The sequence below is a fragment of the Bradyrhizobium embrapense genome (genome assembly GCF_001189235.2).
GTDB lineage: Bacteria > Pseudomonadota > Alphaproteobacteria > Rhizobiales > Xanthobacteraceae > Bradyrhizobium > Bradyrhizobium embrapense.
The window spans coordinates 464,943-477,364 of record NZ_LFIP02000005.1 but is presented as its reverse complement, the minus strand read 5'-3'; the positions used below and the strand labels follow the sequence as shown (position 1 = coordinate 477,364).

15 protein-coding genes, 1 tRNA gene and 1 pseudogene are annotated in these 12,422 nt (G+C 63.3%); 4 read left to right on the top strand and 13 right to left on the bottom strand.

Going from position 1 to position 12,422, the window contains the following annotated elements:
• Position 1: 1 nt before the first annotated feature.
• Positions 2-502, bottom strand: a pseudogene (locus AKN83_RS24815) (DUF488 domain-containing protein); the annotation flags it as partial.
• A gap of 225 nt (positions 503-727) precedes the next feature.
• On the opposite strand from AKN83_RS24815, the gene AKN83_RS24810 reads away from it, so the two are divergent.
• Positions 728-1,276 carry a hypothetical protein gene (locus AKN83_RS24810; RefSeq protein WP_050403375.1) on the top strand — a complete coding sequence of 183 codons (549 nt, stop codon included), beginning with the start codon at positions 728-730 and terminating at the stop codon, positions 1,274-1,276.
• A gap of 215 nt (positions 1,277-1,491) precedes the next feature.
• A complete protein-coding gene (locus AKN83_RS24805; RefSeq protein WP_050403374.1) occupies positions 1,492-2,163 on the top strand; it encodes an SOS response-associated peptidase in 672 nt (223 codons plus the stop codon).
• Between the two features lie 19 nt (positions 2,164-2,182).
• Here the strand turns inward: AKN83_RS24805 and AKN83_RS38500 are convergent, their stop codons facing one another.
• Positions 2,183-2,476, bottom strand: coding sequence for a hypothetical protein (locus AKN83_RS38500; protein ID WP_083992219.1), 294 nt, complete (start codon positions 2,474-2,476; stop codon positions 2,183-2,185).
• Between the two features lie 133 nt (positions 2,477-2,609).
• Between AKN83_RS38500 and AKN83_RS24800 the strand changes: the two genes are divergently transcribed.
• Positions 2,610-2,954: a hypothetical protein gene (locus AKN83_RS24800; RefSeq protein WP_050403373.1), complete on the top strand. Its 345-nt coding sequence runs from the start codon at positions 2,610-2,612 to the stop codon at positions 2,952-2,954.
• 2 nt (positions 2,955-2,956) lie between these two features.
• A complete protein-coding gene (gene ligD, locus AKN83_RS24795) occupies positions 2,957-3,880 on the top strand; it encodes a non-homologous end-joining DNA ligase (protein ID WP_050403372.1) in 924 nt (307 codons plus the stop codon).
• 90 nt (positions 3,881-3,970) lie between these two features.
• On the opposite strand, the gene AKN83_RS38495 is transcribed toward ligD, so the two are convergent.
• The 11 genes from AKN83_RS38495 to AKN83_RS24740 all read right to left on the bottom strand — a co-directional run bounded on the left by AKN83_RS38495 (position 3,971) and on the right by AKN83_RS24740 (position 12,408).
• A complete protein-coding gene (locus AKN83_RS38495) occupies positions 3,971-4,381 on the bottom strand; it encodes a response regulator (protein ID WP_083992198.1) in 411 nt (136 codons plus the stop codon).
• Positions 4,382-4,643: 262 nt separating this feature from the next.
• Positions 4,644-5,648, bottom strand: coding sequence for a hypothetical protein (locus AKN83_RS24785; protein ID WP_157113540.1), 1,005 nt, complete (start codon positions 5,646-5,648; stop codon positions 4,644-4,646).
• Positions 5,569-6,612 (bottom strand): tyrosine-type recombinase/integrase, encoded by a 1,044-nt coding sequence (locus tag AKN83_RS24780; protein WP_063695504.1) that lies wholly within the window; start codon positions 6,610-6,612, stop codon positions 5,569-5,571. The genes AKN83_RS24785 and AKN83_RS24780 overlap by 80 nt, the downstream gene beginning before the upstream one ends.
• A 179-nt stretch (positions 6,613-6,791) precedes the next feature.
• Positions 6,792-6,867, bottom strand: a tRNA-Phe gene (locus AKN83_RS24775).
• A gap of 140 nt (positions 6,868-7,007) precedes the next feature.
• Positions 7,008-7,190, bottom strand: coding sequence for a DNA gyrase inhibitor YacG (yacG, locus tag AKN83_RS24770; RefSeq protein WP_050403369.1), 183 nt, complete (start codon positions 7,188-7,190; stop codon positions 7,008-7,010).
• A 210-nt stretch (positions 7,191-7,400) separates the two neighbouring features.
• Positions 7,401-8,030, bottom strand: a complete 630-nt coding sequence (locus tag AKN83_RS24765; RefSeq protein ID WP_050403368.1) for a Maf-like protein — start codon at positions 8,028-8,030, stop codon at positions 7,401-7,403.
• A 195-nt stretch (positions 8,031-8,225) separates the two neighbouring features.
• A complete protein-coding gene (locus AKN83_RS24760; RefSeq protein WP_050403367.1) occupies positions 8,226-8,690 on the bottom strand; it encodes an arsenate-mycothiol transferase ArsC in 465 nt (154 codons plus the stop codon).
• Between the two features lie 111 nt (positions 8,691-8,801).
• The gene (locus AKN83_RS24755) at positions 8,802-9,308 is read right to left on the bottom strand and encodes a UPF0262 family protein (RefSeq protein WP_050403366.1); all 507 of its coding nucleotides are present in this window, start codon (positions 9,306-9,308) and stop codon (positions 8,802-8,804) included.
• The gene (gene hisD, locus AKN83_RS24750) at positions 9,305-10,600 is read right to left on the bottom strand and encodes a histidinol dehydrogenase (RefSeq protein WP_050403365.1); all 1,296 of its coding nucleotides are present in this window, start codon (positions 10,598-10,600) and stop codon (positions 9,305-9,307) included. Before hisD ends, AKN83_RS24755 begins: the two co-directional genes overlap by 4 nt.
• 122 nt (positions 10,601-10,722) lie before the next feature.
• Positions 10,723-11,151, bottom strand: coding sequence for a DUF2948 family protein (locus AKN83_RS24745; RefSeq protein ID WP_050403364.1), 429 nt, complete (start codon positions 11,149-11,151; stop codon positions 10,723-10,725).
• 432 nt (positions 11,152-11,583) lie between these two features.
• The gene (locus tag AKN83_RS24740; RefSeq protein ID WP_050403363.1) at positions 11,584-12,408 is read right to left on the bottom strand and encodes an alpha/beta fold hydrolase; all 825 of its coding nucleotides are present in this window, start codon (positions 12,406-12,408) and stop codon (positions 11,584-11,586) included.
• Positions 12,409-12,422: the final 14 nt, after the last annotated feature.

Sequence of the window (12,422 nt, the reverse complement as noted above, 5' to 3'; positions counted from 1 at the left end):
ATCATAAATCCAATTGCTCCGTGCCCGGATACACCACCGTTCGGTCGCTCTGGATCACGGCGCTTTCGGCAAGGCGGGCGGGCTCCAGTCGCCCCTTCCCCATGATGTGCACGACGGTCTCGCGGGAGGCGATGAGATAATCGGCGACGATGCGGCGGTGGCAGCGCCACCAAACGGCTTCCGAGCACATGATCGCGCAGCGTTGCCGGTGCCCTTCGTCGCGCAGCTGTTGCAGGGCGGCATGAAACTGCGCCGACAGGGCGTAGTCCGCGTAGTTATGAAAGCTCTCGTTACTCCAGAGGCCGTTGACCGCAGGCGGCACTCCTCGCGCCCTGCCGCGTAGCCCGCCGAGATCCGCCAGATGCTCATAGGAAATGCCCGCGGCCTCAAGCGATGTGGGGAGCGTATCCTTGTTGAACTGCGGATTGGTGCGGGACCGCGGTACCGTTCGGACGTCGACGACTCGCTCGATCCTGGCCGCGGTAAGGAGGCCGACGAATTCCTACCAACGGCGATACCAACAATTCGTGGAGGCTGGCGGAGTTTGAAGGGAAAACGGAAGCCAAGAGCATGCCGGTTGCAGGCCGGGCGGGTATCTGTTTCAGCGCAGCCATCTGATCGCGCCGCGTGCGACCAAGATTTCAACAGACGATCCGCGGTCCACTTGGTGGCCGGAAGAGCGTTAAGTATTTGTCGCACAGAAGCCAAAATAAATGGGATTGATTTAATGACGAAGGTAGTTCCATCGCAGATCGTTTCATTCATTGACAGAATTTATCCGACAGCCAAATCCAACCCCAATATGTCCGTGTATTCAGCCGACAGCCCTGTTCTAGGTGCCATCATTGATCTCGCCGACGACCTTCCAATCGAATTGCTCACAATGAGCGGGGACGAGTATGCGAGTTATGTTTTCGGCTTGGAGGCAATGCAGGCGGCCATTGATCGCTGGAACCATCGTGGAGGTGATGATCCGCCCCGAACTCACGAAGGCAAAAGTCCCGTGTATCTCGTTCGCGAAGCCCTATCGAAATGCCCGGATCAAACTCCGTCGCCGCAAACAACGGCACTTAGCTTCATTTCGGATCGGCAACTGGCAGACAGCATTCGTCTAGACATCGATAGCGCAACCAATGCATTGCATCGCAATGATTTCAAAGCCGCGACCGTTCTTAGCGGGTCTGCCATGGAGGCACTATTGTTGTGGAACATCCTGGATGTAGGCATCACCTCCAATTCCGAAGATGCGCAAAAACATCAAAGCATCGCCAGATGAATGGTTTTTGGAAGACTACATCACGGCCGCTGAAATTCGAAATCTGATCAAGCCGAACACGGTAACTCAGGCGCGGCTAGCGCAGAATTTTCGAAATCTCATTCATCCGGGCCGCGCTAAACGGCTAGCGGAGACTTGTAACAGAGGTAGCGTGCTTGGCGCGCTGGCAGCCGTCCACCTAATTGTCGCCGATTTGACGACAGCCGTGAAGTTCAATGTGCAATCTCTACTCCATCACGACCAACCAAGCCGCGATCATCAACCTGTTCCGCGTTGTCAATCGCTACGTCGGCAACCTCGCGGCGATGCCGGGCGTATTCCCGGACTACCCAGCGGCCGTTGTTCGCAACACCGACGCCGGGACCGAACTCACGTTGATGCGCTGGGGCATGCCGCCACCGCCGCGGACCAGCGGGCCGCCGGTGACCAACATCCGAAACACGACGTCCGCGCACTGGCGCGGCTGGCTGAAGCCGGAAAACCGTTGCCTTGTGCCCTTCAATAGCTTCGCCGAATACGCGCCAGAGCCGAACCCCGAGACGAAGAAAAAGGACGTCGTTTGGTTCGCGTTGAACGACGACCGGCCGCTAACGGCGTTTGCCGGCATCTGGACCGTGTTCAAGGGCGACCGCGGCACGAAGTCGAAGCCGATCGCCGGGCCTCACAACGTCTACGGCTTCTTGACGACGGCGCCGAACGCCGTCGTCGAACCGATCCATCCCAAAGCGACGCCGGTCATCCTGACTACCGACGAAGAACGTGACGTCTGGATGCGGGCGCCGTGGGATGAAGCGAAGGCATTACAGCGGCCGTTGACTGATGATGCATTGAAGATCGTCATGCGCGGTCCAGATAAGGAAGACCGGGCAACGGATGCGAGCTTGTAGCCTCTGGTATGAGCTGCCCTCACGGCCTACGAGGTTGCTGGCTTTCCGGACGCACTGTCTTGTTGCTATTGGGCATGGCATCGCGACCTTGATCGCCTGTGGCATCCTTTCCACCGGACGTCGATGTGCCACTTCCACTTGTCGTGCTGTGCGACATGCCGGTACTGCCTTGGGGGTCACGGCTCGGCGTCATCGAGCTGGCGGCGGGATCGCCGGTGACCGCACCCCGACCACTCGGGCTGCCCGCTGGTTGCGCCGATGCGGCGCAGGCGGTCAGCAGGAAAATGGCCGCAACCGGAAAAATGCGCTTCATCGGTGTCTCCCGCAAATAAGTACGCTCCAACGCAACCTTCCTGACCAAACGCTTGTTCCAAATCTCAGCGCGACTGCGGAACGAAATTTTGCCGCCACACTTGAACGACAGTTAGTTGCGTGGAGTTCTTGTGATGCGTCGATCGAATTGGACGCCCTCGATTGTCCCCAATGACGATCAAACCGTCTATCTTGTCGCCGATGATTTCGGTCGGATCGGAAAGGCTTGGCGCGAGGCCGATATTGAGGCGACGGACCTCGAAACGGTCATCCAAGACCTGCTCACTGGCGAATACTCCGATCCGATACGGGTCGTGGCCTTCAACACCGCGGAGCGCTGGTCGCAGGATGTTTCCAAAGACGTCGCGCAAGAAATTCAGCGTCGATGCGATCTGCAACTGACCGACGTCCCATCCCACTTGGCATCTTTTGTCGATCGCCACGCTGTCCGCGACCTGCGTCAACTCACCCTGGTTTGACGGTGGGCTTTCAACGAAAGAAGCCAGAAGCGATCGGCAAGAAGGCGCTCTTCCCGGGCTTCATCGCCCCTGCCCTTGCGTCGCCGATTGATAAGGTTCCCCGCGGCGCTCGTTGGGTGCACGAGATCAAATTCGACGGCTATCGCGTACAAGTTCATCTCGCCAATGAGCGGGTGACCGTTTTCACGCGACGCGGTAACGATTGGACGAAGCGCTTCAAGAAGGTTGCCGACGATACTTGGCACGTGTCGGCAGCCTCAGCGATCATCGACGGCGAAATCGTTGTGCCCGGCCCAGACGGGACGACCGACTTCTCTATGTTGCAAAACGAGTTGAAAGGCACGTCCAAACGCATTGTACTCGTCGCGTTCGATCTGCTGTACCTCAACGGCTGCGATCTGCGTAAACTGCCGCTACATGAACGAAAAACGACCTTAAAGAAGATCGTTGCTGGCACAGACATCCAATTCAGCGAGAGCTTCGATGTTGACGGGCCTGAGATGTTTGCTCACGCCTGCAAGATCGGCCTTGAAGGCGTAGTGTCGAAGGTTCGCGACAGTGCCTATCCCATGGGCCGTAGTCGGGATTGGGTCAAGCGAACATGCGCGCAGCGGGAAACGCTGCCGATTGCAGGTTTCGTGCTCGACGGTGACAAGTGGGACGGCATTTATGTCGGTCGGCGCAAAGGCAACGACTTGATCTACGCTGGCAAGGTCGACCATGGCTTCGACAAGGCTTCGATCGCCGATCTACGCAAGCGCCTTGAGCCGTTGATCCGAAAGACACAGCCTTATTCCAAGCGCATCTCCCACCGGGCGATCTGGGTTGAGCCAACGGTACTGGCCGAGATCGAGTACCGCGCGAAGTCCGCGGAAGGTAAAGTGCGGCACCCATTCTTTCGCGGCGTGCGGGAGGATTTGCGGTAAATCGCGAGCCCTGGGGCCGGTCAAGTCCGGCGCGGCGCAAAGGCTGCGCCGATATAGTCATAGTCTGCGGCGCAGCCCTATCGCGCAACCTTACAAAGACAGATCGTACTCGACGGGCGTGAATTTTTCGGTCGGGCATAATGTGATGACCGCAGTTGCGACCGCTCCAACATCGCATGGCTTCTCTAGTCGCTGCACATGGCGGAAGCGCTCAGGGATAGCGTTGGCGTCGTATCCGGTCGCGAAGAGAAAGGGCTTACCAACGCGGATGAGTTCGTCCGCGAGCGGATAAGCTGCGACATTTCGCAAGTTGATGTCGATCACGGCAACGTCGAAGCCGTCGTGTTTGATCGTCATTGCGTCGGGAAGCTCTGCAAGAGGACCGATCACATCGACGCCGCGGGCCCGCAGTGCTTTAGCAAGATCATCGCCAAGGAAATATTCGTCCTCAATGATTAGAACGCGGCAAGGTCGCACGGAAGGTACAGCGTGGTGGGTCATGGTCCACCCTCCAATTGGCCTGTGCTAAGTCAAAGCGACCGCGCGCCTTCCGTTCCTGACAAAGCAAACCCCGGTTCCTCTGAAGTTCCGATTTATGCTCAGCGGGGCCGAGGTTGCGCTCATAATAGCGGCCAATTTGCCAGGCGGAAGCTTCCCGAAGGCTCGACACGACCGGCGCAGACAGGCGGCTCGCGAGATCGTGTATCAAACAGAGCAAACTGCAGAGCGGGCGGCGGCGTCGGCCGCCGCCCGCCTGTTGAGGCTATGCCGTCACGTTCGCGACGCGAAGCACCGCGTCGGCAAGTTCACGGCCAAGCAGCAATCCCCGCCCCTGTTCGCCCCCATCGTGGTTGCTCCGCTGAACCTCTTCGAAGAGCGCCACGGCGCGCGCAAGGATTAGTACGCCGGCCACCGTGCACGGCGGATGCTTCCGGATTTTGGACAACAGCGAATGGATTTCTCGCGCCCGATCCCGCACGGCATCCTTGGCAGTGGCGATACCCGACGTATCGATCGCGATGGCGCAGGCAGTCTCGTATCGCTCGGCCGCGTTGATGCGCGCGGTCAGGTCTGCTTCGAGCCGTTGCCGTGCCTTCCTGCTTCCCCAATCCTCCGGGTACTTCCGGACCTCGGCGAGGAGCGGCCGCAGACGATTGGACTTGAGAACGTCTGGCCATATGGCGCGATCCAGCGGCTCTCCCCCGAGGGGCGTGGCCCGCTCGAAGCAGCCATGGAACGCGCGCCGGTCGGCCGCCGATGCGATGACGATCGATGTCGGCAGTTCGGGCCAGAGTTCGGTAGCGGTCGCCCTAGCCTCCTCCAGACGCGCCAGAGCGGTCCTGTAGGCGGCCTGCCGTTCGTCCAGTTCGGCGCCAAGCGCAAGCAGCGCCGGGTCCTCCACGGCCGCTGCGGCCGCTGTGGTGGCCGAAGGCGGAGCGGCCGCGCCTTCGGCGGCCGGCACGATCAACGCCGCTCCCGCGGCCGGCGCAAGGCCGGCCAGCATAGTCGCGACGACGGAGCGGCGAGACAGCGACGGCGCGGGCGATCGGCCCTCCGCAAGATGCGCAAGAGGTTTAAGGCGACGCGCGCATTTCCACTGGAACGTTGTGCCCGGCACGAAGAATTGGCCGGTAACACCATCGGCGCTATCGACACGATCCTGATCGCCAATGATCTGGCCGTCGCTTTCACGTACCCAGAGCGTGACCGTTCTGGATTTCAGGTCGCGGCGCGGCTCGGCGCCGAAATCGCGCGCGAGGATACCCAAGCCGGCGCAGCGCAGCGTTCAAGGTGCCGTCGGAAATCGGCCGATGCCAAGACCGGATTTGCGGAAAGAGATAGCGCGACGTACCAGTCACTTCGCAAAGGCCCTTGATGATCGCAATCGCCTGCCGCGACAAAGGCACCTTATGGGGCCGCGGCATCTTCATCTTCTCCTTCGGAATGCTCCACACGGCGCCTTGCAGATCGAACTCCGTCCATTCCGCGTGCCGCAGTTCGCCCGGCCGGACAAATGTAAGGGCGATCAGCTGCAACGCCGCGCGCGTCGTGACCTGCCCATCGATGTCGTCTATCGCGCGCATCAGCGCTCCGACCGCCTTGGGCTCCGTGATGGCCGCTCGGTGCTGGACCTTCGGAGAAATGAGCGCTCCGGCCAGATCGCCAGACGGATCGCGTTCAGCACGACCAGTCGCGATTGCGTACCGAAAGACACGGCCGGCGAGGCTGCGTGCGCGCCTTGCGGTATCATAGCGGCCGCGTCGTTCGATCTTGCGGAGCGCATCCAGTAATTCGGACGCGGCTATTTCTGCAATCGGACGGTCACCGACGTCACCGGCAAGCAGGCCGATGAGCCAATTCTTCTTTTCGATCGTCTTGGGGGCGTCGCCTTCTGCCTCGAACTTCGCGATCAGTTCATCTGCAACTATCCGGAACGTATTCGTCCGCGCTATCCGCGCCGCGCTGCGGTCCAGTTTACGTTGCGCCGATGGATCGACGCCCTTCGCCAGGAGCGCCTTGTTTGCATCGCGCGCGGTACGCGCGTCGCCGAGGCTCACGGCGGGGTACGCCCCGAGCGCGATCAACCGTTGCTTTCCGTCGAAACGGTACGCCTGCCGCCAAAGGCGCGACCCGTTCTTCTCAACGAGCAGATGAAGGCCTCCACCGTCGCTGATTTTGTAGGGTTTTTCTGCTGATTTGGCGGCGCGGCAAGCAGCATCGGACAGTGGCATCGAATAGGTCCCCCGGGGCTAAATCTACCAACGGACGACCGACACGATACCAACAGCGATACCAACAAATTCACCGGCTGCCGGCGGAGGGTCGCGAATGTCAGCGCACTAGAAAGTACTGCAAATCAAGCACTTCTAGCATTTTTGCGGAGGGTAGCGGAAGCGGGGGAATGAGCTAATGGTGCCCAGGGGCGGGATCGAACCACCGACACTGCGATTTTCAGTCGCATGCTCTACCAACTGAGCTACCTGGGCATACCCGCGGGGCCGAAAAGGCCGGAGCGAGCGGGCGGTTTATAGAGAGGTCGGGGCGCCGTGTCCACCCGGCTTCGCCAAACGCTTCGCCGGGCGCGGCCCGCCCGGCATTCTTTCCCCAACTTGTTGGGAAACATTGGTTATTCTGGGTCCTCGACGTCGTCATCGCGGCCGGGAACGACATAGCGGCCGGTCAGCCAGCGGTTGAGGTCGACGTCGCGGCAGCGCGGCGAGCAGAACGGGCGGAAGGCCTGCTGGGCGGGCTTGCCGCAGATCGGACAGGGGCGCGCGGCGGCCGGGGGTGTTCGGGCTTGGTCGGTCATGGCTGGGCCTGAGCTTACATCATCTGCCGCATGCTCCGCTGCACGCCCCTCTCCCGCTTGCGGGCAGGCCAAATCGCATATGCGTCTTCGAGCGCCGGCAGTTGACGGCTACTGTGCATGGGGTTGTTTTCGATATTTTGGCAGCGCGCCCTCTGGGACGGGCTATCGCGTCCGGCCATCGACTGCTGTCGCCGCGCGAAACCGGATACCTCACACCGCGACGGCGTTGAGCCAGCCGTGGCGGATCGGAAAGCCTTCGCCGCCGAGCAGGGTCACGGTCTCGTAGAGCGGCAGGCCGACGACGTTGGTATAGGAGCCGACCATCTTGACCACGAAGGATCCGGCAATGCCCTGCACCGCATAGCCGCCGGCTTTGCCGCGCCATTCGCCGGAGCCGATATAGGCCTGGATGTCGTCGTCGCTGAGCCGCTTGAAGCGCACCCGGGTCTCGACCAGGCGCTGGCGGAACGCCTCGCGCGGCGTCACCACGCAGATCGCGGTGTAAACGCGGTGGTTGCGGCCCGACAATAGCCGCAGGCACTGCGCGGCCTCGTCGACCAGATTGGCCTTGGGCAGGATGCGGCGGCCGACTGCGACCACCGTGTCGGCGGCGATGATGAAGGAGCCGCGCAGATCGTCGTCGAGTTGCACCGACTTCAGCGCCGCGTCCGCTTTCGCGCGCGCCAGGCGATTGGCGCAGGCGCGCGGCAACTCGCCCCGGCGCGGGGTCTCGTCGACATCGGCCGGACGCAGCGCGTCGGGCTCGATGCCGGCCTGGTTGAGCAGGGCCAGCCGCCGCGGCGAACCGGAAGCAAGAACGAATTTGGGACGGCCTAGCATGCGGGCTTTGGGGCTGGATCGGGGGGACGGACGCGGGCGGAACCTATCGGATGGGGCATCGATGCACAACCTTGGAACCGGCCGCGAATCGCGCTTCCCCGTGGGCGACAAGGCCCCATAAGCACAGCTGTTTGTCAGTCTGGCGACAAGGGGCAGACCTTGCGAATCGGAACACGCGGGCCCCTGCGTGGAGCCTCACAGGTTCGCCACGCCGGCCTTGGTGAAGCGGCGGCGGATCCGCATCAAGAGCCCATCGCAGACCTCGCGATAGGCGGCGAGCTTCTGCTCGCGATTGCCGCTGGTGCCGGTCGGATCAGGGGTCGGCCAGTATTCGACATCGGCGGCGAGCGTCCGGGTCAGATCCAGCGCCTTGTGGTGCGCCTCGGGCGACAGCGTGATGATGAGGTCGAAGTTCAGCCCCTCCCAGTCCTCGAGCTCCTCGAAGGTCTGCGGCTTGTGACCGGAGATGTCCTGGCCGAACTCGGCCATCACGGCGACCGCGAACGGATCGAGCTCGCCCTTCTTCACGCCGGCGGAGCGGACATAGACGCCTTGCGGAAACATCTGCTGCAGCAGGCTTTCGGCCATCGGCGAGCGCACGGCGTTGTGGCCGCATGCGAACAGCACGGCCTGCGGGGTGCGCGCGCGCGGCGCTTCCATGCGATCAGGCTTTTCTCGACCGGGGTACGCCCCCGTCAGTCATGTCGAGGATCATGCGCCTCCCACTTTCGCGCATGATCTGATCCGAAAACCGGTACCCACGTTTCGGGATCATGCGCCCTCACCCTTCCAGTGCAGCACAGTGATCAGCGTGAACAGCCGCCGCGCGGTCTCGAAATCGACGCGCACCTTGCCCTTGAGCCGCTCCTGCAGCGTGCGCGAGCCTTCGTCATGGATGCCGCGGCGGCCCATGTCGATCGCCTCGATCTTGTCCGGCGTCGCGGTACGGATCGCCTGATAGTAGCTGTCGCAGATCATGAAGTAGTCCTTCACGACACGGCGGAACGGCGTCAGCGACAACAGATGCGCCACCACAGGCGCGCCGTCCTCCTTCCTGATATCGAACATCAGCCGGTTGCCGGTGATCGCGATATGCAGGGTGTAGGGTCCCGGGGCGGCCGCGCCTTCGGGCGCGAACAGGTTCTGCTCGACCAGGTCGTAGATGGCGATCGCCCGCTCATGCTCGATGTCGGGCCCGGAACGGCCGATCGATTCCTCGTCGAGCGTCACCGCGACGATGCGATTGTTGGAATCCTCGTCGTCTGGCGGCTTGTTCATGAGAGGTTGAGGCGCAATCCGACGGAACGTGAATGGGCATCGAGACCCTCGGCCTGGCCGAGCGTCATCGCGGCGGGCCCGAGCGCACGAAGCTGATCCGGCCCGCACCGCAGGATCGAGGTTCGCTTCATGAAGTCAAGCACCCCGAGACCCGACGAGAACCGCGCCGAGCGGGCGGTCGGCAGCACGTGGTTGGAGCCGCCGACATAGTCGCCGATCGCCTCCGGTGTATGGGGCCCGAGGAAGATCGCCCCGGCGTTGCGGACCTGTTTCGACAGGTCCTCGGCGTCCGCGGTCATGATCTCCAGATGCTCCGCCGCGATCGCATTGGCGAGCTCGACCGCGTCGTCGAGCTTCGCCACCATGATCACGGCGCCGAAGTCATCCCACGAGGCGCGCGCAATCGTCGCACGCGGCAGCGTCGCAAGCTGCGCCTCGACCGCGCGCTCGACATCGGCCGCGAGCCGCGGGCTGTCGGTGATCAGGATCGACTGCGCGCTGACGTCATGCTCGGCCTGCGCCAGCAGATCGGCCGCGATCCAGTCGGCATTGCCGGTGTCGTCGGCAATGACCAGCACCTCGGAGGGGCCGGCGATCATGTCGATGCCGACCTTGCCGAACACCAGCCGCTTGGCCGCGGCGACATAGGCGTTGCCGGGGCCGACGATTTTTGCCACTGGCGCGATCGTTGCCGTGCCGTAGGCCAAAGCCGCGACCGCCTGGGCGCCGCCGACGCGGTAGATTTCCGAGACGCCGCCGAGATGGGCGGCCGCCAGCACCAGCGGGTTGAGCTTGCCGTCCGGCGCCGGCACCACCATCACGACCCGCGGCACCCCGGCGACCCGCGCCGGCACCGCGTTCATCAGCACCGAGGACGGATAGGCCGCGGTGCCGCCGGGCACGTAAAGCCCGACCGCATCGACCGCGCTCCAGCGCCAGCCGAGCTCGACGCCGGCGGCGTCGGTGAAGCGCTCGTCCTTGGGCAGCTGGCGGCGGTGAAAGGTCTCGATCCGGTCGCGCGCGAATGTCAGCGCCTCGACGGTCTTGGGGTCGCAGGCCGCAACCGCAGCGTCGACCTCGGCAGCGGTGACGCGCAGGCCGGCGGCGTCGACGTCGAGCCGGTCGAACTTCTTGGTCGCCTCGAGCAGCGCCGCGTCGCCGCGGGCCGCCACGTCATCGACGATGGCGCGGGTGGCGCGCTCGACGTCGGCCGATACCTCGCGCTTGGCCGCCAGGAATTCGCGGAAACGCTGGTCGAAATCGGCGCTCTGTCGGTCCAGGCGAACGGGCATGGCGGCTTTCTGAAGAGGAGTTCGGGTCCCTGCTCAATGGCGCGGCGGATAATGGCCGTCAACCCTTGGCAGCCACGCAACCTCACAGCCCTCGTCCGGCGAAGGCCGGGACGACGGCATGATTACCCCGGCGCCACCCCGAGGTCGTCTTCCCCGAGATCGGTCAATTCGCACTCCAGGCACTCGACATCGAGCCGCAGCGCCCCGCCCTCGCCGAACATCAGGAGCGCGCTGCCGCCCGGCGGGTCGGAGGCGTGGAATTCGATCCCGAGCAGTTCCAGGGTGGCCTCCGGGGCCTCCAGGTCGATATTGCGCGACTTGCATGCCAGCACCCGGTCGAACCGGAGCGCGGCGATCAGCCGGCGCGAGCAGGTGCCGCCCGACAAGGTCTGCTCCCAGTCCAGCCGGTTCAGGCCGACCACGAGGCGCTTCTGGTCCTGCCGCCAGATGATGTCGGCAGGGTGGACGCGGGCGTCCTGCACATGGGCGGAGATCACCGCCAGGTCATCCGCATCGAGGGCGATCAGTTTCAGGGGGGCAGGTGGGGACATGACGGGGGTTATAACGCCTTGCGGCCCGGGATGTACCAGCGGCCGCAAGGAAATCCCGATCGAGGGAACCGGCGGCGCCGAGCAAAATATCGAAAACAACCCCATGCAAAGGAGCTGGCGCCAGCAGCATGACCCGATCTCCGATTGCGCATTGTAAATTTGCGCAAGTCGGGCAGGCCCGACTTGCGTTGGGGGAGGGTGGGGAGAGGGATAAGCCTCGGGTCGAGGTAATCGATGAAGCGATCGGCTTCGCAACCTTGATTGCGCGGATTGGAATGCATCTCGAGAGCGCGCGCCGTGTGGGCCACTCCTCGCCCTAACCCTCCCCCGCAAGGGGGGAGGGAACCCTTCCGCCGGTGATTCCCTTACGCAACAGCCTGCCAAGTCCGCATTGGATGGCGTTGCGAAGTGCGAAGCACACAGCCCCGGCCCTCACCCCTTGATGAACGCCAGCAGATCCTTGTTGATGGTCTCGGCCTCCGTCGTCGGCATGCCGTGCGGAAAGCCCTTGTAGGTCTTCAGCGTGCCGTTCTTCAAGAGCTTGGCCGAGAGCGGCGCGGAGTCGGCGTAGGGCACGATCTGGTCGTCGTCGCCATGCATCACCAGCACCGGCACGTTGATCTTCTTCAGGTCCTCTGTGAAGTCGGTCTGCGAGAACGCGACGATGCCGTCGTAATGCGCTTTCGCGCCGCCCATCATGCCCTGCCGCCACCAGTTCTGGATCACCGCTTCCGACGGTTTTGCGCCGGGCCGGTTGTAGCCGTAGAACGGCCCCGCCGGCAGATCGCGGTAGAACTGCGAGCGGTTGGCCGCGAGCTGGGCCTGCAGACCGTCGAATACCGACTTCGGCAAACCGCCGGGGTTGGCCGCCGTCTGCACCATCAGGGGCGGCACCGCGCTCAGGATCGCGGCCTTCGCGACCCGGCTCTCGCCGTGACGGGCGATGTAATGCACCACCTCGCCGCCCCCGGTGGAATGGCCGACATGAACGGCGTTCTTCAGATCGAGATGCGCGGTGACGGCCGCGAGGTCGTCGGCATAGTGGTCCATGTCATGGCCGTCGGCGACCTGGGCGGAGCGGCCGTGGCCGCGGCGGTCGTGGGCGACGACGCGAAAGCCGTGGCCCACGAAGAACAGCATCTGGGCGTCCCAGTCGTCCGACGACAGCGGCCAGCCATGGCTGAACACGATCGGCTGGCCCGAACCCCAATCCTTGTAGAAGATATCGACGCCGTCTTTGGTGGTGATGGTGGGCATTGGCTTGCTCCTCT